General features: G+C 47.8%; 19 protein-coding genes. All 19 read right to left on the minus strand.

Annotated features, from left to right (window positions below):
* Positions 1–213: 213 nt before the first annotated feature.
* Entirely contained in the window at positions 214–810 is a 597-nt protein-coding gene (locus DFQ00_RS00380; RefSeq protein ID WP_110893066.1) for a dipicolinate synthase subunit B, read from the minus strand.
* On the minus strand, positions 807–1,706 hold the full coding sequence (gene dpsA, locus DFQ00_RS00385; RefSeq protein WP_110893068.1) for a dipicolinate synthase subunit DpsA: 900 nt from the start codon (positions 1,704–1,706) through the stop codon (positions 807–809). The genes DFQ00_RS00380 and dpsA overlap by 4 nt, the downstream gene beginning before the upstream one ends.
* A 198-nt stretch (positions 1,707–1,904) precedes the next feature.
* Positions 1,905–2,357, minus strand: coding sequence for a dUTP diphosphatase (gene dut, locus DFQ00_RS00390; protein WP_174812288.1), 453 nt, complete (start codon positions 2,355–2,357; stop codon positions 1,905–1,907).
* Entirely contained in the window at positions 2,314–3,594 is a 1,281-nt protein-coding gene (locus DFQ00_RS00395) for a M16 family metallopeptidase (RefSeq protein ID WP_110893073.1), read from the minus strand. The genes dut and DFQ00_RS00395 overlap by 44 nt, the downstream gene beginning before the upstream one ends.
* 101 nt (positions 3,595–3,695) lie before the next feature.
* Positions 3,696–4,691 carry a polysaccharide deacetylase family protein gene (locus tag DFQ00_RS00400; protein ID WP_244213649.1) on the minus strand — a complete coding sequence of 332 codons (996 nt, stop codon included), beginning with the start codon at positions 4,689–4,691 and terminating at the stop codon, positions 3,696–3,698.
* Between the two features lie 173 nt (positions 4,692–4,864).
* Positions 4,865–6,967: a polyribonucleotide nucleotidyltransferase gene (gene pnp / locus DFQ00_RS00405; protein ID WP_110893075.1), complete on the minus strand. Its 2,103-nt coding sequence runs from the start codon at positions 6,965–6,967 to the stop codon at positions 4,865–4,867.
* Between the two features lie 260 nt (positions 6,968–7,227).
* A complete protein-coding gene (gene rpsO, locus DFQ00_RS00410) occupies positions 7,228–7,497 on the minus strand; it encodes a 30S ribosomal protein S15 (RefSeq protein WP_056700672.1) in 270 nt (89 codons plus the stop codon).
* Between the two features lie 186 nt (positions 7,498–7,683).
* Positions 7,684–8,622, minus strand: coding sequence for a bifunctional riboflavin kinase/FAD synthetase (locus tag DFQ00_RS00415; protein ID WP_425271001.1), 939 nt, complete (start codon positions 8,620–8,622; stop codon positions 7,684–7,686).
* A gap of 70 nt (positions 8,623–8,692) precedes the next feature.
* Entirely contained in the window at positions 8,693–9,616 is a 924-nt protein-coding gene (gene truB, locus DFQ00_RS00420; protein WP_110893079.1) for a tRNA pseudouridine(55) synthase TruB, read from the minus strand.
* Positions 9,610–10,587: a DHH family phosphoesterase gene (locus tag DFQ00_RS00425; protein ID WP_110893081.1), complete on the minus strand. Its 978-nt coding sequence runs from the start codon at positions 10,585–10,587 to the stop codon at positions 9,610–9,612. Before DFQ00_RS00425 ends, truB begins: the two co-directional genes overlap by 7 nt.
* Positions 10,588–10,606: 19 nt before the next feature.
* Entirely contained in the window at positions 10,607–10,966 is a 360-nt protein-coding gene (gene rbfA, locus DFQ00_RS00430) for a 30S ribosome-binding factor RbfA (RefSeq protein ID WP_110893083.1), read from the minus strand.
* A 25-nt stretch (positions 10,967–10,991) separates the two neighbouring features.
* Complete coding sequence (gene infB / locus DFQ00_RS00435) at positions 10,992–13,547, minus strand: translation initiation factor IF-2 (RefSeq protein WP_110893086.1); 2,556 nt, start codon at positions 13,545–13,547, stop codon at positions 10,992–10,994.
* Positions 13,540–13,869 (minus strand): L7Ae/L30e/S12e/Gadd45 family ribosomal protein, encoded by a 330-nt coding sequence (locus DFQ00_RS00440; RefSeq protein ID WP_110893088.1) that lies wholly within the window; start codon positions 13,867–13,869, stop codon positions 13,540–13,542. The genes infB and DFQ00_RS00440 overlap by 8 nt, the downstream gene beginning before the upstream one ends.
* A complete protein-coding gene (gene rnpM / locus DFQ00_RS00445; protein ID WP_110893089.1) occupies positions 13,862–14,170 on the minus strand; it encodes an RNase P modulator RnpM in 309 nt (102 codons plus the stop codon). The genes DFQ00_RS00440 and rnpM overlap by 8 nt, the downstream gene beginning before the upstream one ends.
* Positions 14,171–14,196: 26 nt before the next feature.
* On the minus strand, positions 14,197–15,294 hold the full coding sequence (gene nusA / locus DFQ00_RS00450) for a transcription termination factor NusA (protein WP_090923835.1): 1,098 nt from the start codon (positions 15,292–15,294) through the stop codon (positions 14,197–14,199).
* A 123-nt stretch (positions 15,295–15,417) separates the two neighbouring features.
* Positions 15,418–15,879, minus strand: a complete 462-nt coding sequence (gene rimP / locus DFQ00_RS00455; RefSeq protein ID WP_110893091.1) for a ribosome maturation factor RimP — start codon at positions 15,877–15,879, stop codon at positions 15,418–15,420.
* 301 nt (positions 15,880–16,180) lie between these two features.
* Positions 16,181–20,503: a PolC-type DNA polymerase III gene (locus DFQ00_RS00460; protein ID WP_110893093.1), complete on the minus strand. Its 4,323-nt coding sequence runs from the start codon at positions 20,501–20,503 to the stop codon at positions 16,181–16,183.
* 150 nt (positions 20,504–20,653) lie between these two features.
* On the minus strand, positions 20,654–22,108 hold the full coding sequence (proS, locus tag DFQ00_RS00465; protein WP_110893095.1) for a proline--tRNA ligase: 1,455 nt from the start codon (positions 22,106–22,108) through the stop codon (positions 20,654–20,656).
* 62 nt (positions 22,109–22,170) lie between these two features.
* On the minus strand, positions 22,171–23,442 hold the full coding sequence (rseP, locus tag DFQ00_RS00470) for an RIP metalloprotease RseP (RefSeq protein WP_110893097.1): 1,272 nt from the start codon (positions 23,440–23,442) through the stop codon (positions 22,171–22,173).
* Between the last annotated feature and the right edge of the window lie 32 nt (positions 23,443–23,474).

Here is a 23,474-nt window from a genome sequence, read left to right on the forward strand (position 1 = left end):
TACGCAAGAAGACTGGACACGAGTCAGATCAACAAATGGATCACCCTAAGGAGCGTTCCAATGCGATAATGCAGGGAATGCCCTAACAAACAGGAACGTGGTCAGAGGTAGCTGTTCACGCCAGCTATCGTGCACCATGATTTTCTTTGTCTCTCGAACCCTTCTTCAATTCTTCGAGCGCATAACCGTTATTGCCCTGACTACAGATCACCTCTATGCCTGTGAAGCACGCTCCACAATCATAGGCTGCAGCTGCTTGCCTTCGAGTGCACTCCAGCAAGCTTCTGGGATCAGCTCCATTTTGGCAACTAACGAATTTGGTTTTTTCACTGGATCATCTTGGCCAAACGGCACAAAATACAAATATTTCGCCACTAACAGTTTTGCAATATTTGCCGCATTCAAGCCGAGCCCGTCGTTTGTCGATATAGCCAGCACAAGCGGACGCTGATTACGCATCTGCGCTTTGGCAGCCATAAGTACCGGACTATCAGTCATTGCATTAGCCAACTTGCTCGTTGTATTCCCCGTGCATGGAGCAATGACCAGCACATCAAGCAGCTTAGAGGGCCCTAAAGGCTCCGCCTCAACAATTGTTGAAATGATATCATTACCCGTTATATCTTTCAACTGTTTTTGCCAATTCTGCGCTGTTCCAAAGCGTGTATCCGTCGTCAGCACCGAGTTCGAAATAATCGGAATGACATTGGCTCCTTCAGCAACAAAGCGGCTAATGACCGGCATAACCTCTTCAAACGTACAATGAGACCCCGTAATTGCGTAACCTACCGTTTTACCCTGCCAGTTCATGATTTAACCTCCCGTGCATTCTGTTCTTCCAAAAGCAAACGGATTAATGCGTCGGCAATAATGCCGCCAGCCGTTTTGGGAGCAACAATACCGGGGAGGCCTGGTGCGAGCAGTGCCTTGATGCCACGCTTGTCGGCATACCTGAAATCACAACCGCCGGGAGCGGATGCGAGGTCAATAATGACTGCTTTTTGAGGCATTCTGGACAGGATCTGTGCTGTGATTATCATAGTCGGTATCGTATTAAAAAGCAAGTCAACTTCCCCGGTTTGAGCGGCCAAATCCGTTGTCATAAAAGGCTTCCAGCCCATGATGGTTGCCCGAACTGCATCTTCATTCCGCCTGATTCCCACCCGCACATTGGCTCCCAGCCCCTGCAGTGTTTTCGCCAGCGTAAACCCCGTTCGACCAATGCCCAGCACGATGCATTCAGAGCCGTGAATGGTAATATCGGTTTCCTTAATTGCAATGGCGATGGCTCCCTCCGCTGTCGGAATGGAATTACAAAGTGCGATGTCATCACGATCTAGCACTTCGACCAGGCGCAGGCCGTTTTCCTGGCAAAGCTCACGCAAAAACGGCTTTGCCATACCTGTAAACACGGTGCAGTGCTCCGGCAAAGCAGCCATATGTTCTTTTTTCAAAACAATTGCAGCATTGCTAAACGAAGAGCTTACTTTCCCTTGATCATCACAGCCTACCACAGGCAGCACCAGCACATCTGCGGAAGCAAACACATCATCCTCAAGTTCACAGTGCTCAATGCCCGGAATAACCTGCTCCAGTTGGTCAAAGCCTACCACACTTACCGTTGCATCCAGTTCGGCGCACTTTCGAATGACTTCAAGCTGCCTTGCATCTCCGCCCAGAACGACAATCCGGACTCCGGTCAGCATCGGGACGTCACTCCTTTCACCACATGTATGCCTTATCGTATGCAGCGGCCCACAGGGGGGTGAAAACAATAAATGCAGCAGTTGATGCCAGAACATAAAAAAGCCGCCCCACAAAGGGACGACCAAAAATACATAATACTGCTTCTATGAAGCATTTCACTTCTAATCCTATTTCTTAGCAATGAAAAAAAATGATGATTACTTGCCTGTATGACCGAAGCCGCCTTCTCCTCGTACCGTCTCCGAAAGTTCAGCAACCTCCGTCAGCTCGATCGCCGGCACCGTCTGGAATACAATCTGGGCAATACGTTCCCCGCGTACAATTGTAAACGGCTCCTGCCCCAGATTAATAAGCAGCACCTTCACCTCGCCACGATAATCCGCATCAATCGTTCCGGGAGTATTCAGACAAGTAATCCCGTGTTTGAAGGCCAAGCCACTGCGTGGACGAATCTGAGCCTCCAGTCCAGCTGGCATCGCCATCGCAAGTCCGGTCGGGATCAGCGTGCGCTGCCCGGGCTTCAGGACAACCTCTTCCTCCAATGCAGCCACAACATCAAAGCCGGCAGCCAGCTCAGACATTTTTTGCGGCAGCTTAATATCCTCGTTACCCGGTAACTTCTTTATTTGAACGTAATGCAACCAAATCATCCCTTCTCAGTCCAGCAATCGTCTTGTCTGAAGCGCCTACCATAGCAAGTGCAAACGGCTCTGCAAACATCAGATCAAGTACAGCATCAATATCCTCCATCTTCACTTGCTCAATTTTGACGATCATCTCATCCAGCGTCAAATGTCTGCCAAGCATCAATTCATTTTTCCCAAGCCGGTTCATTCGACTACCTGTGCTTTCCAGACTCAGAATCAGACTGCCCTTCAGCTGTTCCTTGCCTTTACGGAGTTCATCCTCGGATAAACCATTGACAGCCAGGTCACGCAGCACCTCTTTGGTCAAGTCCAGCACTTCCTTCGTCTGCTTTGGAGCTGTGCCCGCATAGATGGTGAACAGTCCACTGTCCGCATGAGAGCTGTGATACGAATAAACAGAATAGGCGAGTCCGCGCTTCTCACGAATCTCCTGAAACAGTCTGGAGCTCATGCCTCCGCCAATAGCGTTATTTAAGACCACCATGGCATATTGTAACGGATCACCGATTTTGCACCCAGGGAACGAGATACAAATGTGGTTCTGCTCCGTTTTCTTTTTGTGGAAAAGCTGTCCGCTTTGGAAAGCTGGTGCCTTTACTTCCTCGGACACCCCTCTAACGTCAAATGCGCCAAAATGCTTCTCCATCAGATCAATCACACTGTCATCAATGTTGCCCGCAATGCTGATCACCGTGTTTTCGATTGTGTAATGCTCCTTCATATAAGAACGCAAATGACTGGAATCCATCGCCTTGAGACGTTCTTCTGTACCCAGAATCGGATATGCGAGGGGATGCTCTCCGTATGCGGCAAGGGCCATTAGATCGTGAACCATATCATCAGGTGTGTCCTCATACATCGAAATCTCTTCCAGAATGACATTTTTCTCTTTGGCCAGTTCACCCTCATCCATGTTGGAACGGAAGAACATATCAGATAACACATCAACTGCAATTGGCAGATGCTCATCAAGGACCTTAGCATAATAGCAGGTATACTCCTTGGACGTAAATGCATTCACATTACCGCCAATGGCATCAAATTGCTCCGCAATCGCCTTGGCATCGAAACGCTCTGTTCCCTTAAACAGCATATGTTCAATAAAATGGGATACCCCGTTATTTTCGGTACGCTCATTACGCGAACCTGTTTTGACCCATATTCCGAAAGACACGGAACGACAAGTCGGAATTTGCTCCATTACAACTCTGAGGCCATTGCCCAGCTGAATTTTTTTCACGGTTGGCCCTCCTACATCTCTATAATTGCCATGATCTCAATCCTTGCAGATTGCCATCGACATTAGGTCCTAACTTTTTGATATTAACAAAAAAACAGCATTCACTCAACCGCATTGCCTTTCACCCGTTCCGAAGACAACGTTTCACTTACGGTTCCAAGCACCAGTCCCTTGGCACGAATAGAATCAATCATGCCCTTCATCGCACCTGCCGAGGAAGCTGTAGGATGCATCAAGATTAATGAACCGGCTTCGGTTTTTCTCGTTATTTTGGCTATGATGGAATCTGGGCTTGGTTTCCGCCAATCCACGGTATCTACCGTCCAGAGCACCGTTTTCAGGCCCATTGAAGCCGCGATATCTACTGTCTTTTGATTAAAATCACCCGAAGGAGGTGCGAACCAGCGATTCTCTACACCAAGCGTCTGGTGCAGCAGCTCCTGCGTTTTACTGATCTCCAGTTTTGCCCGCTCCGCACTTAATCGGCTCATATTCGGATGGGAATACGCGTGGTTGGATATCTCATGTCCGCGTTTTTGGATCTCCTTGGCAAGTTCCGCATTTTTGCTCAGCCAGCTGCCATCCAGAAAAAAAGTAGCCTTCACCTTTTCGGCATCCAGCGTGTCCAGCATCGGAACGAGGAATTCATTCCCCCATGCCACATTGATCATAAAAGAAACCATCGGTTTATTGGCATTGCCTCGATAGATCGGATGCGCACCCAGGTCTTTCAATTGGATATCTGGCTCAATCTGGCGATAGACGTATGGAATTTTGGTATTCCATGTGCCACTCAGCGCCTTCCGATAGGTCGCTTCCACGTCAATCTCCAGACCGTTGTAACCCGGAATCGCTTTCCATACACGATCAACTCTGGCATTCACCGGTGCAATCCGGGTCTCGGCCGCTTTATCCTTAATCGCAGCTAATAATGATTCTTCCCCCGTCGCTTCTTTAAACATATCAAACGCATTCTGTGTGCCTGGTCCATCGCGGATCTCCGTAATGTATGTACGTACACTGCCGACTTGTCCGATTAGCATGACCGATGCCACACCCGCGAGAACAACCGCCAGTTTTTTGGATTGGTTTCTCACAGCTCCATCCTCCCGCCGTCTTTGTCCCCATCATATGAGGACAAGGGCAGGATTATGATTAAATCCCGCAATCCACCTGCTGCATTCGCTGCAATTTAAACGTTAAAAAAAGAGCCAGAAATTCGCATTCTGTCTCTTCATTCAATCGTTCAGTTTATTCCGCCATCCGCTGCTTAGGATTGCGCAGGAGCTTCCGCCGTTAATACCGCTTTACGGGACAGGTTGATTCGGCCCTGCGGGTCGATCTCGGTTACTTTTACCGTAATCGAATCACCGATTGCCACCACATCTTCCACTTTTGCTACACGCTCTGTAGACAGTTGTGAGATGTGAACCAAACCTTCTTTGTTAGGCAGCACTTCAACGAATGCACCGAATTTTTCAACGCGTTTTACTTTGCCGACATAGATCTCGCCAACCAGCACTTCGCGTACAATGCCTTCGATGATCGCTTTGGCCTTATCATTCATCTCCTGATTGGAAGAAGCGATAAAGACACGGCCATCCTGCTCAATATCAATTTTAACACCGGTTTCCTCGATGATTTTATTGATAATTTTACCGCCAGCACCGATAACATCACGGATTTTGTCCGGATTGATGTGCATTGTTGTAATTTTAGGCGCATACTGCGACAACTGCTCACGCGGCGTTTTCATCACTTCGGTCATTTTACCCAAAATGTGCATACGTCCTTCTTTCGCCTGTGCCAGCGCTTCGGACAAAATTTGACGGTCAATACCATCAATTTTGATGTCCATTTGAATCGCGGTTACTCCATCAGGTGTTCCCGCTACTTTGAAGTCCATGTCACCCAGGTGATCTTCCATACCTTGAATATCACTCAGAATAGATACATGCTCTCCGTCTTTGATCAGACCCATTGCTACCCCAGCTACCGGAGCTTTAATCGGTACGCCCGCGTCCATCATTGCAAGTGTGCTTGCACAGATACTTGCTTGGGACGTAGAACCGTTCGATTCCAGCACTTCTGATACCAAACGAATGGTGTAAGGGAAATCCGTTTCTGAAGGAATGACTTTGGACAGCGCACGTTCACCCAACGCACCATGTCCAATCTCACGACGTCCTGGCGCACGAAGCGGACGAGCTTCACCTACGCTAAACGGCGGGAAATTGTAGTGATGCATGAATCGTTTGGTTTCTTCCAGACTGATGCCGTCCAGAATTTGAACATCTCCAAGCGCACCAAGTGTACAGATGCTAAGTGCCTGAGTTTGTCCACGTGTGAACAAGCCTGAACCGTGTGTACGCGGCAGCAAGGAAGTGTCACATTCAATCGGACGAATCTCGGCAAGGCCACGTCCATCGGGACGTACTTTATCGTGTGTGATCAGACGGCGCACTTCTTCTTTGACGATATCGTGCAGCACTTCTTTCACATCTTTCAGCAATTCAGGTGTTTCAAGGTATTTCTCTTCAAAATGAGCAACCGTTTCGTCATTCACAGCATCAATTGCATCCTGACGAGCGTGTTTCTCCGCAATTTTAACAGCTTCCACAAGGCGTGCACTTGCATACTCACGCACACTGCTGTTCACTTCTGCGTTTACAGCATGGAGCTTCACTTCCATTTTTTCTTTTCCTGCAACCTGTACCAGCTGTTCAATCACCGTTACAATGTTTTTGATCTCGTCATGCCCGAACATAATTGCCTCAAGCATCACTTCTTCAGGCACTTCGTTCGCTTCAGCCTCAACCATCATAATCGCGTCTTTTGTTCCGGCTACAACCAGTTCAATATCGCTCACTTCAAGCTGAGCAATGGTAGGATTGATGATAAATTCACCATCAATACGACCAACCTTCACACCGCCAATCGGCCCGCTGAACGGAACATCCGAGATGCTCAGTGCTGCCGAAGTACCGATCATCGCAGCGATTTGTGGTTCGCAGTCCTGGTCCACACTCATCACGATGTTCAATACTTGTACATCATTACGGAAACCTTCCGGGAACAATGGGCGAATCGGACGGTCTGTCAGACGACTTGCCAAAATCGCTTTCTCGGATGGTCTGCCCTCACGCTTAATAAATCCACCAGGGATTTTACCTACAGCATACAATCTTTCTTCATAGTTCACCGTTAATGGGAAAAAGTCCAAATCTTTCGGCTCACTGGATGCTGTCACGGTACATAATACGACGGTATCTCCGTAAGTCACCTTAACGGCAGCATTCGCCTGCTTGGCCAAACGCCCAGTTTCAAGCGTAAGCTTTCTTCCACCAAGCTGCATTTCAACACGCTGTTCCATGAAATCCCTCCTTTAATTCGTTCCTATCACAATGGATTCTGCATATTCATAGTATTTCCTGCTTGTTCGGCATTCATTAACAATGGTTGCCTTGAAGACAGGCATACTTGCAAAACAAAAGCTCCTTGCGGAGCCCTCAGCTACAAATATATGGCAACATGTTCATCTACAAAACAACCCGGCTGTGAGGTCCGCTTGTCCTTTTAGACAAAAGAAGAGGCGGATAACAGCCAGGTTGAGTTTGAAAACATGTACGATAATTAACGACGCAATCCGAGTTTTTCGATCAGTGCGCTGTAACGTTTAACATCTTTGTTTTTCACGTAAGCCAAAAGCTTACGACGTTGACCTACCATTTTCAAAAGTCCACGACGTGAGTGGTGGTCTTTCTTATGCGTACGCAAGTGGTCTGTCAAACTTCTGATGTTTTCCGTAAGGATAGCAACTTGCACCTCAGGTGATCCAGTATCGGACTCATGAGTTTTGTGCTCGTCGATCAGTTGTTGTTTACGTTCTTGAGTCAATGCCATCCTATTCACCTCCTTCATTATAATCGCCATTAGCCTCGTCACCGCCGGTGAGAGCCTGCAACCAAGCTAAGGTTAATGTCGTCTTAACCGACAACGTAGTACATTATATCATAGTTGCCCGGACAAAGTAAATGTAAACATCAATTTAAATGAAAAATGTAAACATTCATACGTTAATTCTATATTTCAGGATAACAGACGAGCAGCGGTCAGTGCATCTTGGCGAATCTGAGCAATCAAGGCATCAATGGAGTCAAATTTTTGCTCATTTCGAATGTAATGCACCAATTCCACCTTCAGCTCCTGATCATAGATTTGACCGTCAAAATCAAGCAAGTGCACTTCGTAGGTCGGTTTCATGCCATTCTCGTGAAAAGTCGGTTTGACACCCAGGTTCATCACACCAGCGAGCTGTTGATCCCCGACATTCACCCGCACAGCATATACCCCTTTGGCTGGGGTAACATAATGATCGACAAGTTCAAGGTTAGCCGTTGGAAAACCAATGGTACGCCCACGTTTTTCTCCATGGATAACTGTCCCTCTGACGCTGTATGGACGGCCGAGCCACTGACTTGCCTCATACATTTCGCCACGTTTCAGAAGAGCACGGATGAGTGAGCTGCTCACCTTCTCCCCGCCAAGCAGAAACGGAGGCACCGTCTCTACCGTCATATCGCCTGCACCCAATGTACGCAGCATCTGCTCATCGCCCGCGCCTTTATGCCCGAAACGAAAATCAAATCCGACAACAGCTGTTCGCGTTTGAAGAGGAAGTAACAATTCATGCACAAATTGCTCCGGCGATAACTTTGAAAAAGACTCATTAAACTCAACCACGTACAGAATATCCACTCCCATACCAGCCAAAATCTCTTCTTTGTCTCGCAGCGGAGTAAGGTATCCCTCGTAATCCCCTTTGCGCATAACTTCTTTCGGGTGGGGGTGAAAGGTCATGACGGCCGCCTTCTTACCCGTTTCCCGAGCAATGCGAACGGCGGATAGAATGACGCTTGCATGGCCGAGATGCAGCCCATCGAATTGACCTATTGCCAACACTTGGGGATGTGTACTCAGTTCCGCAGAGTGTAATGTCTGCGGATAGGTTAACATTACGGTTTTCACAATCATTCACCTGCATTTCACTTGATGGGCCAAGCTTGAACCTCATCATCACTCCAAGCCTGGTACCTTTTTATTCCGGCAAGAAAACTTTAACAGCCCTCACGGTTGGTTTCAATTCATCTCGTTCAAATATCCCCAGAAACGTGCCGTCCTGAGCATAGAGACGAAGCAGCCCAGGCTGCTCCACTGGCGGCTCCAGAAGACGAGCGGACAACTTTTGACCCTGAAGGGCGCCCTTCATCTGCTCTTCTCCGACCTTATGGGCTGGAATAGAAGGAATCGCTTCATCTACCGGGATCAGTGCCTCTGCCAGCGTGCCTTCGGCCATGCGCTTTTCCACCTCTTCTATATGGAGACAATGCTCTGCAGATATTCCTGCAGATACAGTACGTTCGAGCTTCACCATGGTAGACGGGAACCCCAGCTTGCGGCCGATATCGACACATAATGTACGGATATACGTTCCCTTCGAGCATAAGGCACGAAAAGAGATGTCGGTTGTGCCGTCATTACTCTCTATTCCCGTCAGCTCCAGTTCATAGATCGTAACTTCACGACTCTTGCGCTCGACCGTTTTGCCCTCGCGTGCGAGTTCATATAAACGTTTGCCATCAACCTTCACCGCAGAATACATAGGCGGAACCTGTGAGATCGTGCCAAGGAACTGCTCCAGAACCTGTTGTACCTGATCCCGTGTCACTTCTACAGCAGAGGATGAATGTTCAATGACTTCGCCCGTCAGATCCTCTGTATCCGTCGCAAGTCCCAGCCTGAGCGTTGCCAAATATTCCTTAGGAAGCTCCTGCATATACTCCACTACTCGTGTAGCCCGCCCTAGGCAGAGCGGCAGAACCCCGGTCACCTGAGGATCAAGCGTACCCGTGTGACCAATGCGTTTCATCTTTAGAATACGGCGCATCTTGGCTACGACGTCATGAGAAGTAAACCCCGCTGGCTTATACACCGGCAGCACACCTTCAAACGGCTTTACCATTGTGAGTTCACCTGCTTCAGCACTTTTTCCACGACTTCTTCTAACTTGCCTTCCAAACGGCAGCCCGCTGCGAGCACATGTCCGCCACCACCAAAGGTCTGTGCTAGCGCTGCAACATCTATTTTACCAGCTGAACGCATGGAGGCCTTTACTGCATTGTCATTGATAACTTTGAAAAAGATACCCACTTCCACTCCACGAATGTTGCGAGTGAAGTTCACAATGCCCTCCAAATCCTCATTAACTGCTCCGCATGCCTGCATGTCATCTGGTGTAATAACCACCCAGGCCACTCTGCCATCTTCCGTCATCTGCAAAGAAGAGAGAGCCTTGTTCAGAATGCGAACCTGGGGAAGCGTAACCTCTTCCAGCAGCGTTTGCGCAAGATAAGGACCATTCACACCATGTTCCAGCAGACGTGAAGCCACGGCCATTACATTCGGGCTTGTGTTGGCATATCGAAATCCACCCGTATCTGTCAACAGACCCGTATATATAGACGTTGCAATATCCTTGTTCCACGTAATATCGAAAAGCTGTAAAAAATCAAACAAAATTTCGGCAGTTGCTGCCGCATCTGATTTGATGATATTTACTGCTCCATAACCGTTGTTCGTCGGATGATGATCAATATTCAGAATCATCGCGTCATCTTCAAAATATTGGCGGGTAAGCCCCACTCTGGCAAAGTCAGCACAATCAACACAGATGATCGCTTTATACTTACGCATCGGGGGTTGTTCGGTCATGTTCACAATGGCATCCGCCTGCCATAAAAAACGCATGCGCTGCGGAATTTCACCTTCGTTGATCATGGTGAATGTCTTTCCCAGACATGACAGCAGCCAGCCCACCGTTACCGTCGAGCTGACTGCGTCACCGTCCGGCTGTACATGCGACACGACCAGGTAATCGTCATGCTCCAGCAGGAATTGTTTTCCTGCCTGGAGCGCCTGTTCATAAGTGTGCATTGCCGTCTCCTCTATTCTGTTACTGGGATTCGTTTTTGTCGGAACCAATATCGCCCAGCAGCTTTTCAATCCGGCTACCGTATGCAATCGATTCGTCGATCTTAAATATCAATTCGGGAACATGACGGAACCGGATACGTTTGCCCAGTTCCGTGCGCAGAAAGCCGTTTGCTTTCGCAAGTGCTTTAAGGGAATTATCCTTCTGCTCCTGTTCACCGAAGACACTTAGATAAACTTTGGCTTGCGACAAGTCGCCAGTCACTTCAACACCCGTAACGGTAATAAAACCGATACGTGGATCTTTCAGTTCTGACTGGATAAGCAAGCTCAATTCTTTCTTGATCTGCTCGCCCACTCTACCTGTACGAATCTTAGCCATGGTTGTTCACCTCATACTTCCTTGCTTATCGTTGTACGGTCTCCATAATAAAGGCTTCGATAACATCGCCTTCCTTGAGATCGTTGTATTTATCCAATGTGATACCACACTCGTAACCTTGAGCCACTTCTTTGGCATCGTCTTTAAAGCGTTTCAGGGAATCCAGCTTACCTTCGTAAAGGACGATACCATCACGGATAAGACGCGCTTCCGCAGAACGAGTGATTTTGCCCGAGGTAACCATACAACCTGCAATGGTTCCCACTTTACTGATCGTGAAGGTATTACGCACTTCAGCATGACCAATAACTTTTTCTTTGTAGATCGGATCAAGCATACCTTTCATTGCTTGTTCAATCTCTTCGATAACACTGTAGATGACGCGGTGCAGACGAATGTCCACTTGCTCTTGATCCGCAGTAATTTTCGCCTGATTTTCAGGACGAACGTTGAAACCGATCACGATGGCATTAGAAGCTGCCGCCAAAATAATATCGGATTCCGTAATCGCTCCGGCACCGCTATGAATGATCTTCACGCGTACGCCTTCAACTTCGATCTTCGCAAGGGAACCTTTCAATGCTTCCACTGAACCTTGTACGTCACCTTTGATGATCACGTTCAAATCTTTGATCTCGCCATCTTTGATGTGCTGGAACAGATCATCCAGAGTTACACGTGTGTTCGTGCCCAAATCTGACTCACGTTGTGTAATCGCACGTTTTTCAGCGATGGAACGAGCCTTGCGCTCATCCTCAAACACCATGAACGGATCACCTGCACCTGGCACTTCTGTCAGACCTGTAATCTCAACAGGTGTAGAAGGTCCAGCTTCTTTCAGACGACGACCTTTGTCATTCACCATCGCACGTACACGTCCGAAGCAGTTACCTGCAACGAAAGCATCGCCGACTTTCAGCGTACCATGCTGAACCAGAATACGTGCAACAGGTCCACGTCCTTTATCGAGTTCGGCTTCAATCACCGTACCTCTAGCACGTTTATCTGGATTTGCTTTGTATTCATTTACTTCTGCAACGAGCAGAATCATTTCAAGCAAACCTTCCAGACCCATTCTTTGTTTCGCAGATACGTTTACAAAGATGGTATCTCCGCCCCACTCTTCTGGAACGAGTTCATAGTTGGTCAGTTCCTGCTTCACTTTATCAGGATCAGCACCCGGTTTGTCAATTTTGTTGACTGCAACGATAATCGGCAGACCAGCAGCTTTGGCATGGTTAATCGCCTCAACCGTCTGTGGCATAACACCATCGTCTGCAGCTACCACAATAATTGTCATGTCCGTAACCTGTGCTCCACGAGCACGCATCGCTGTAAACGCTTCGTGACCCGGTGTATCCAGGAACGTAATTTTCTTGTGGTTAATCTCAACTTGATATGCACCGATATGTTGCGTAATTCCGCCCGCTTCGCCGCCAGTTACATTCGTAGAACGAATCGCATCCAGCAATGTTGTTTTACCATGGTCAACGTGACCCATAATCGTTACAACCGGAGGACGGGATTGAAGATCCGCAGGATCATCATTTTCTTCAACGGTTTCAAAACGGTCATCTTCAAGCACGATTTTCACTTCAACTTCGACACCAAACTCACCTGCAAGCAGAAGAATGGTATCAATATCAAGCTCTTGGTTAATGGTTGCCATAACACCCATACCAATCAGCTTTTTGATAACTTCGGAAGCATCTTTATGAAGCAGCTTCGCTGTTTCACCAACTGTCATATCACCACGAACGATGATTTTTTTCGGTGTGTTATCAATTTTTTCACGCTGTACATACTGCTGCTGATTTCTGTTGCGGTTGTTCTTGCCGCCACGGTTATTGCGGAAGTTTCCTCCGCCTCCGCGATTGTCATCAAAACGACGTCCACCGCCACTATTGTTGGAGCGATTTCCATTGTTGCTGCCTGTGTTGCCTTGGCCGCCTCTGCGTTGGCCACCTTGTCCCTGGCTTTGGCCTTGTCCTTGGCCACCACTACGGTTGCCAGTGCTGCTGGAGTTGCCTCCACCGTTATTTGGACGTTGACCCGCTCCTTGCGGACGGGAACCTGCGTTACCTTGACCGCCAGAAGCTGGTCTTGGACGATTTGCTGATTGTGTTCCCTGGCTTGAGCCTGAAGAAGAATTGGTTCTGTTGCGGCTATCTTGGCCGCTTGGTCTTTGAGCGCCATTGTTATTGTTGGAATTTGGTCTATTGTTCATACCTACCTGCTTTTCCTGTTGTATTTTTGTTTGTACGGGACTACCGGTTGTACTATTGCTCTTCGGCGTGTTCACTCCGCCGCCCGGCTTGTTGCTGTCCACTGGTTTGTCACTGCGCACAGACGATGTGGCTACCGATTTGGCTTCGCCACCCTGTTTGGATGCGGCAGTGGATTTGATATCTTTAAAAAATTGTTCCACCTTGCTCACTGATCCATTCTCCATTACACTCATATGATTGTTAACGGGAATATCCAGTTTTTTAAGAATGGTTATAATTTCCTTACTGCTCATGTTAAGGGACTTCGCATATTCATAAACTCGCAATTTTTCCTTGTTTTCCTGTTTACTCAATATACTCCACCTCCGACATTATACCGACTTGCTTGGAGATCATTTTTGCAAACCCAAGGTCTGTTACTGCAAGAACCACCCGCGTATCTTTACCGATGCTTGACCCAATGCGGTCGCGATCCAATCCGATAAGAAGCGGAACCTTGTAAGTACCACATTTGTCGCGAAATTTCTTCTGTGTATTCGCTGAGGCGTCACCTGCAACTATAACCATCTTGGCTTCACCTGAACGGACCGCTTTCAGCACAATCTCATCACCTGTGAGAAGTTTGCCAGCACGCATCGAGAGACCAAGATAGGATAATACTTTAATATCACTCATCTTCTTCACGCCCCTGTGCAGCTATGAATTCATCCTCTACTGCAATGAAATCAGCAGCAAGCTGCTCATAAATCTCCGGTGAAACTTTGCTTTTCAGCGCCCGGTCCAGCGCCCGATTTTTAAGTGCAAGCTTGAAACAGGACTCTTTGCCACACAGATATGCGCCACGTCCAGACTTTTTACCGGTCAAATCGATCAGCACTTCATCCTCAGGCGTTTTAACGATGCGAATCAGCTGCTTTTTAGGCATCATTTCCTGGCAAGCCACACATTTGCGCATCGGCACTTTTTTTGGTTTCATACGTCAGCGCCCCCCCGTGCTTTCCTTTAGTCGACGGAGACGGAATCCTGGTGCATTTCCGAAGAAGAATCTTTTTCTCTACCGAATTCCTGCTCCGCCTGGCTCTCACTCTTAATGTCGATCTTCCAGCCTGTCAATTTGGCTGCCAATCTGGCATTTTGGCCTTTGATGCCAATGGCAAGGGACAGTTGATAGTCAGGAACAATCACTCGAGCCATCTTTTCCTCCTCGAACACATGAACTTCCAAGACCTTGGAAGGACTCAGGGCATTAGCCACATATTCGTCCACTTGTTCGGAATAACGAACGATGTCGATTTTCTCACCGCGCAGCTCACCCACAATGGTCTGCACGCGCATTCCTTTTGGACCTACACAAGAGCCAACCGGATCAACTTCCTCGTTGCGGGAATGAACCGCAATCTTGGAACGGAATCCAGCTTCGCGAGCAACGGAACGAATTTCCACTACGCCGTCGAAAATTTCAGGCACTTCCAGTTCAAAGAGACGTTTCAGCAGGCCAGGGTGAGTACGGGACAAGATGATTTGTGGCCCCTTGGTTGTATTTTCTACCTTAGTGATGTACGCCTTGATGCGATCACCGTGAACAAACTTCTCGTTCGGCATTAACTCGGTAAGAGGAAGTGCCGCTTCGATTTTGCCCAGATCGATGTAGATATTGCGCAAATCCTGACGCTGCACTACTCCCGTAACGATATCTTCTTCCTTATCTACGAAAGCATTGTAGATCAGGCCGCGTTCGGCTTCACGAATTCGCTGGGTAACAACCTGTTTGGCCGTCTGTGCGGCGATACGTCCAAAGTCGCGCGGCGTAACTTCAATCTCCGCAATATCTTCCAGCTGGAAGTGTGGGTTAATCTCCCGTGCAGCAGGCAACGAGATTTCCGTGCGCGAATCCAGAACTTCTTCCACGATCAGCTTACGAGCGTATACCCGAATAACCCCCGTATTGCGGTTCATGTCAACACGTACGTTCTGGGCCGTGTTAAAATTACGCTTGTAACTGGAGATAAGTGCAGCTTCGATTGCTTCAAACAGCACATCCTTGCTAATCCCTTTTTCCCGTTCCAATTCATTCATTGCTTCAATAAAATCCATACTCATGAATGTTGATCCCCCTTTCAAACATGGCATCTCATACGTAAAACGGCGAAAGGCTCGAAACTTGTGAGCACCTTGCCGTTATCGTGAGATGTGTCTTTTTCATTAATCAAGTGAACAAGGCACTTAAAACAAAATAGCCAGGCGCGCACTGGCAACCTTTTCATAAGAAACGGTATGCTGCTTCTTGCCTGCTTCAATGACAAGCTCCCCGTTATCAAAGGAAATCAGCTTGCCTTCGAACTCCTTCATTCCATTCACCGGCTCGTAGGTTGTAACAAACACATTTTTACCTACAGCTTTGGCAACATCCTCCGCTTTTTTCAGTGGACGTTCCGCACCGGGAGAAGACACTTCAAGGAAATAGACAGATGGAATCGGATCGTTCTCATCCAGCTTGGCGCTCAGCTTTTCGCTGATCAAGACACAATCGTCGATGTCAATTCCACCTTCTTTGTCGACATACACCCGTAAAAACCAGTTGCTGCCTTCTTTGACGTATTCGATGTCAACCAGCTCGAAGCCTTGTTCGTTCAAGTAGGGTTGGATCATTTCTTCCACGGTAGATTTAATATTCGTTGTGCTCAAAACCGATAACCTCCAACTTAGGTTACACCAGCTGTATCGCTGGCAGATGATTAAATACCCAAGATTCTTGTATACCAAAGACTAAAGAGTGGGTTTCCCCACTCTTCAGAAATTCGTACTATCTCGTTCACTTCAAAAATTATAACATAGTCTGGTAATAGTGACAAGTAAGCCATCCTTTGCGGGCCAGCAGCACGAATGTACAAAATTCAGATCCGTTGAAACAAAATCACTAACTGACCTGAACAATAACATCCGCTTCAAGCCTTGCAGCTGGCTGAGCTCAACGGATCGCCCGGTCCTAGAACAGCGAAAGCTGGTTGCTCTCTGGCAAACCTCGGAAACATCCCATGTTGGTCAACAGCTCCACGATTGTTTTGGTCGCTTTTGACTTTTGCTGGAAATCCTCGATTGACAGGAACTCACCGTGTTCGCGGGCCGCTGCAATGTTACGAGCCGCATTATCCCCGATACCTGCCAGTGCAGAGAATGGAGGAATCAATGATTTCCCATCCACAATGAATTTTGTCGCTTCGGAACGGTACAGATCAATCGGTTTAAGCGAGAAGCCACGAGCACTCATTTCCAGCGCCATTTCAAGAACAGGCAACATGTTTTTTTCTTTTGGTGGTGCCTGAAAACCGAGCTGCTCAATCTCTACAATTTTGCGATAGATGGCATCATAACCCTGACACACCAGCTCGATATCCAGCTCGTCTGCACGAACAGTAAAATATGTCGCATAATATTCGATCGGATGATACAGCTTGAAAAAGGCTGTACGTACCGCGGAAATAACATAGGCGGCCGCATGGGCCTTCGGAAACATGTACTGGATTTTGAGACAGGAATCAATGTACCATTGTGGCACCTTGCAATTTTTCATCTCATCAATCCATTCCTGCGGCAGTCCACGTCCTTTACGCACACTTTCTGTAATTTTAAACGCCAGGCTCGCATCCATTCCAGCCTTGTAGATCAAGAATAACATGATGTCATCCCGGCAGCCAATTACCGTTTTGATATTACATGTGCCATTTTTGATGAGATCCTGTGCATTGCCCAGCCAAACTCCTGTTCCATGAGAGAGTCCCGAAATCTGCAGCAAATCGGCAAAAGACGACGGCTGCGATTCGACAAGCATCTGACGCACGAATTTGGTTCCCATCTCGGGTACACCAAAGGTTGCAACAGGAGAACGAATCTGCTCCGGCGTTACACCAAGCGCATCCGTAGAGTTGAACATGCTCATCACCTTGGGATCATTCATTGGAATAGTCGTTGGGTCAACACCTGTCAGATCCTGCAGCATACGCATCATTGTCGGATCATCGTGTCCCAAAATATCAAGCTTGAGCAAATTTTCTTCAAAGGCGTGATAGTCAAAGTGGGTTGTTTTCCACTCTGCTGTAACATCATCTGCCGGGTACTGCACCGGAGTGACATCTTCCACTTCAATATAATCAGGTACAACGACAATACCGCCGGGGTGCTGCCCCGTGCTTCGTTTCACCCCCGTACAGCCGGACGCCAGACGATTAAGCTCTGCCCCACGCCATTTCTTGTGATGTTCTTCTTCATATTTTTTGGCAAAGCCAAACGCTGTTTTCTCGGCAACCGTACCAATCGTGCCTGCGCGAAATACACTCTTCTCGCTGAACAGCACTTTTGTATAGTTATGGGCATGCGGCTGATAATCCCCCGAGAAGTTCAAGTCGATATCGGGAACCTTGTCCCCTTTAAACCCAAGGAAGGTTTCGAACGGAATATCCTGTCCTTCGCCTTTCAGTTTGCCTCCGCATTTCGGACAAGGTTTCTCCGGAAGGTCAAATCCGCTCGGTACACTTCCGTCCAGGAACCACTCACTGTGTTTACATTCAGGATTTACACAGATATAGTGCGCCGGAAGCGGGTTAACCTCTGAAATACCAAGGAAGGTCGCTACAACGGATGAACCAACCGAGCCCCGTGAACCTACGAGATAACCATCCTGGTTTGACTTTTTCACCAGTCGCTCCGAGATCAGATAGTTGGCTGAGAAACCATACTTGATAATCGGCTGTAGCTCCTTCTCAAGCCTCGCCACGATGACCTCTGGCAAGTCTTCTCCGTAAATGGACTTGGCTGTGTTATAGCAGGTATTGCGAATCTCTTCATCCGCACCCTCCAGAATTGGCGTGAACAGTTTATCCGGGAATAGCTTGATCTCTTCAAAACGGTCGGCAAGCTCTATCGTATTAGTCACAACTACCTCATAAGCTTTATCCTGCCCGAGGAACTGGAACTCCTCCAGCATCTCGGCCGTCGTTCTAAAGTGCGCATCCGGCTTCCGCTGATCCTTAAGCGGGCTGAAGCCTGTTATTCCATGAATCGTGATGTCGCGGTAAATTTTGTCCCTTGGCTCCAGATAATGCACGTTCCCCGTCGCAATAACTGGTTTATTTAATTTAGCCCCGATATCTATAACTTTACGAACCGCAAGTTTAAGCTCCTCTGGCGTAGCCACGAGCCCCTTGTCCACCAAATGCATATACATGGTGAGCGGCTGAATCTCCAGAATGTCATAGAACTCTGCGATCTCCTCCGCTTCTTCTACCGATTTGTTCAGGACAGCCTCGAAAAATTCTCCCTTTTCACAGCCCGATATAACGACCAGGCCTTCCCGCAAGCTTACCAGCTTGGATTTCGGTATACATGCAACACGTTTGAAATATTCCGTATGAGACAGGGAAACCAGCTTGTACAGATTTTTCTTGCCCACATCATTCAAGGCGTAAATTCCGCAGTGAAAAGGTCGTGTATTGGAAAGATCCACTCCAACGTAATCGTTCAAACGGTCCAGCATCGTCAAGCCTTTTAATTGAGCTGCATCATTGACAAGTCCGTTCAGGATACCTGCAAGTGCAATCGTATCATCAATCGCCCGGTGATGGCTCTCCAGCGCAACTTTATATTTATCCGCCAGCGTATTCAACCGGTGATTTTTCATTTTTGGATATAACAGCCGAGCCAGTTCCAAGGTGTCGAGCACCGGGTTTGGCATCTCGGGCATACCGAGATTTTTGAGCGAAGCCTGGATAAAGCCCATATCAAAACGCGCGTTATGCGCAACCAGTACGCCGTCACCTGCAAAAGCAACAAAGTCACGAATGACGGGCTCCAGTTCAGGAGCATCTTTGACCATCTCATCCGTAATATTGGTCAGCTGCTGAATGTTATAGGGAATTCGTTCATGTGGATTCACAAACGTTGCGAATCGGTCGATCTCTTTCCCCTCTTGCACTTTGACCGCCGCAATCTCAATAATTTTGTTCTGTGTAACGGAAAGACCTGTGGTCTCGATATCAAAGACGATATAAGTGGCCGTTTTCAGATCCAATGGTTGTGAATTTAGGACAACAGCTACGGAGTCATTTACCACATTGGCTTCCAAGCCATAAATCATTTTAACTCCGTTTTTCTTCGCTGCCTTGGCTGCTTCCGGGTAAACCTGCACGCCGCCATGATCCGTAACAGCGATGGCTTTGTGCCCCCAGTCTGCAGCTGTCTTCACGTATTTATCAATGGATGTGACGGCATCCATCGTGCTCATCGTAGTGTGCAGATGGAATTCAACCCGTTTCTCCTCCGCAGTGTCCTTGCGGGATGGCGGTGCTTTCATTTCGGTCAGATCGGACGGGATCATGGCCAGCTCAGGAATTTGCATAAACCGGTCGTATTCTACGCGTCCGCGCACCTTTACCCATTTCCCATTGGCTAGCAGGCTGAGAATCTTGACATCCTCTTTTGTTTTGGCAAACATCTTCATTTGCATGGAATCCGTAAAATCCGTCAGATAGAATGTGAACAGCGTATTGCCATTGCGCAGCTCCTTGCGGTCCAGACCAAAGATCGTACCCTGAAGCGTGATTTTCTTCTCTTCATCCTGAACCTCCTGCATAGGCACAGCCGGCTCTTTGATCTCATAGCCCATCTGCAGACGTACATCACCCTGATCCTCTTCCTCCGGCAATTCGGTCTCAATGACTTCGCTCATCATCTTCTCAATAACCTGCCGCTCTTCAACCTTCTTCTGCGCCTGGAACTGCTCCATCGCCTCTTTGTTGCTCCCCGCTTCACCAACCTGAATCTTAATGCGTAGCGGCAAGTGAAAATATTTGTCATAAAAAGTAGCGATGGCTTGATCAATCTGCTTCTTACGTGCCAGCTCCATTGACGTGGAGTCACTCATGGTCAGCTGCAGCAAATCAGCCTCACACTCTACAATGGCACGATTCATCCAGCCGTTGACCGACGGAATCTCGCGAGTAACCCACTCCAGAAACAAATTCCAGTATTCATTCACGATATCACCGGACAGAACTTTATCCGTATATTTAAAACCAAACGTAATCTTCGCGATATGATTCATTTTCTCCTGAATATGCAGACTAAACGTTCGATAGATCGGTGCAGGCACAAGTGTATCCTTTCCGATCTGAATGTGCCATTCGCGATTGGTGCGATTCGTCTCTACCTGTTCAATCCATCCATCCAGAAAATAAGGATCAGTCAAACCTGCTGGAAGCTCTGCCTGTTTCATCAACAACTCAAACCGTTTTCTCTTCTCCTCAAATCCACTCATCGTGTTCCTCCTGCGCCCCCTTAAAACATGAAAAGCCTCTGTATTCAAAAATGTCCCCGATCCGAACCCGCACCGATCCATTTTATCCGACAGAAGCTCTTCATTCATGACTAAACCGGTGAATAAGCTCTCTTGGTCAAGCTATTTTGACTAGTACGCTCTTGCAAACACAACAGTATGTTGTGCCTTTTCACCACAAACGAGACAAGTATGCTTATGTTCCGCAGGCTGGAACGGAATGTTCCGGCTTGTTGCCCCCGTAACTTCTCTTACTTTGTCCTCACACACCTCGGAACCGCACCAGCCAGCAAGTGTAAATCCACGCTTGTTCTCCATCAGCTCTTTCATTTCATCCAGTGTATCCACGGAATAGAAATTGTCTGACATAAACTTACGTGCACGGTGAAGCATATCTGACTGCACTTGTGTTAACATGGCCTGGATTTCCTCCACGAGATTGGCCTGTTCCACAACCTTTTTCTCACCTGTGATCCGGGACACGAGCACGCATACACCGTTCTCCATATCACGAGGGCCAATTTCCAGACGAATTGGAACACCGCGCATCTCATATTCATTAAACTTCCAGCCTGGACGAACGTCGCTGCGATCATCCATTTTCACACGAATACCCGCTTTTTTCAGCTCTGAGAACAGCTCATCGGCACGACCTACAACTGCATCACGTGTTTTAGGAGGTCCAATCGGAATCATAACCACTTGAGTCGGTGCCACTTTTGGTGGCAATACAAGACCACGATCGTCTCCGTGAACCATAATTAAAGCTCCGATCAACCGCGTGCTCGTTCCCCATGATGTGGTATGAGCAAGCTCCAGCACGTTCTCCCGACTCAAATATTGAATCTCGAACGCTTTGGCAAAGTTTGTGCCCATGTAATGAGAGGTACCTGCTTGAACGGCACGCCCATCTTTCATCATCGCTTCAATCGAGAACGTGTCCACCGCACCGGCAAACTTCTCGGATTTTGTTTTCTGGCCTGTAATAACCGGAATCGCAAGGTACTCTTCTACAACTTCACGATAAATCTCCAGCATTTTCATCGTTTCTTCGCGAGCTTCTTCTTCAGTCTCATGAGCCGTATGACCCTCTTGCCACAGGAATTCACTTGTACGAAGAAACGGCAGTGTTCTCTTTTCCCAACGAACCACATTGGCCCATTGATTGATCAATACTGGCAGGTCACGATAGGACTGAATCCACTTGGAATACATATGCCCAATAATGGTTTCGGAGGTTGGACGAATCGCCAAACGCTCTTCCAGCTTTTCCCCTCCAGCTTCAGTAACCCAAGGCAGCTCCGGATTAAAACCTTCAACATGCTCTTTTTCCTTCTGAAAAAAGCTCTCAGGAATAAACATCGGGAAGTACGCATTGCGATGGCCCGTTTCACGGAAGCGACGATCCATTTCATCTTTGATATGTTCCCAGATTTCAAAACCGTCTGGTTTAAATACGATACAGCCACGAACCGGTGAATAGTCCATGAGATCTGCCTTTTTAATCACATCAATATACCAGCGTGAGAAATCTTCACCCTGAGGTGTAATTTCAGTCACGAATTGCTTATCGTTTTCCTTTGACATAAGACTCCAGCGTCCTCCCATAAAGACCAGCACTGAATATTCAGAGCGTAGTCAAACCGTAATTATCCGTTAATTAAACGTAGTATATCATTATATGTTACCGCCAGCATCAGCACAAAGAGCATTGCAAATCCAACAAAATGCACCATGCCCTCCCGATTTGGATCAACCGGACGACCGCGAAGCGCTTCAATACCCAAGAAAACGAGACGACTGCCGTCCAGCGCAGGAATCGGAAGCAAATTAAAGATACCGAGATAGAGGCTGAGAATTGCAGCCCATCTTGTTAATTGCTCAATCCCCTGCTTTGCAATCTGTCCTGTAACTTCAAACGTACGCACAGGACCACCGATGTCGTCCATACTGAATTGATTGATAAGGTGTCTGAATCCTTCGAAAATAACTTTGGTGGTATCCACCATAGCCACTCCTGACACTTTAAAGGTTTCCACAAAGCCTACAGAACGTGTAGGCAGTGTAGGCACAATGCCAACCTTGCCGCCTTCCTGTCCTTCCACCGCTCGAGGTGTGATCGTGATATTAAACGTCTCATTACCCCGACGCAGCGTCCACTCCATAGGCTTGTCTTGCGATTTAGCAATCATCTCCACCATTCGGCGTGAATCTGTGCCGATCGCTGTACCATTAATCGTTTCGATGATGTCACCCTTTTGCAATTTCGCTTGATCTGCAGCTCCGCCTTTCAGTACTTCAGCAATCTGCAGGTTTTTCGGATTTTCCACCGGGACTCCTGCCATCTGGGCATATACAGCAAACAAAACAAAAGCAAGAATGAAATTCATCAAAGGCCCTGCAAAAATAGCCATCGCGCGTTGAGCTACCGTTTTACTGCCAAACTGCCGATCCTTTGGAGCAATCTGCGTCTGTTTGCCACGGCTCACCAGCATCGCTTGAGGATGAATACGATAGTTCTGCATTTCACCATCTACATCCAGCTGAAGTCTGAGCGCATTCTCCATATCAATGGAGATCACTTCTCCACGAATGACATTTTTGCGATTGTCCAGCTGATCCAGATAGATCCATTTGACCTCATCCTCCACAGCTCGAACCGCAATGGTCTGTCCTTCCTGAATTTCAATCAGTTCCGGGTCTTCTCCCGCCATCCGAGCATATCCGCCAAAGGGCAACAAGCGCAGTGTAAATTGTGTCTCGTTTCTTTTATATGAGAATAATTTGGGACCAAAACCGATCGCAAATTCCCGTACAAGAATGCCGGCGCGTTTGGCAAAATAATAATGCCCCCATTCATGCACCGTCACGATGACAAAGAACATGAGCACCGTTAGAAATACCACTTGTATGGTTTCCAATCCCTATCCATCCTCCTTCACGGCACGTACCG

Origin of the sequence: Paenibacillus barcinonensis (assembly GCF_003217495.1) — a bacterium.
Lineage (GTDB): Bacteria > Bacillota > Bacilli > Paenibacillales > Paenibacillaceae > Paenibacillus > Paenibacillus barcinonensis.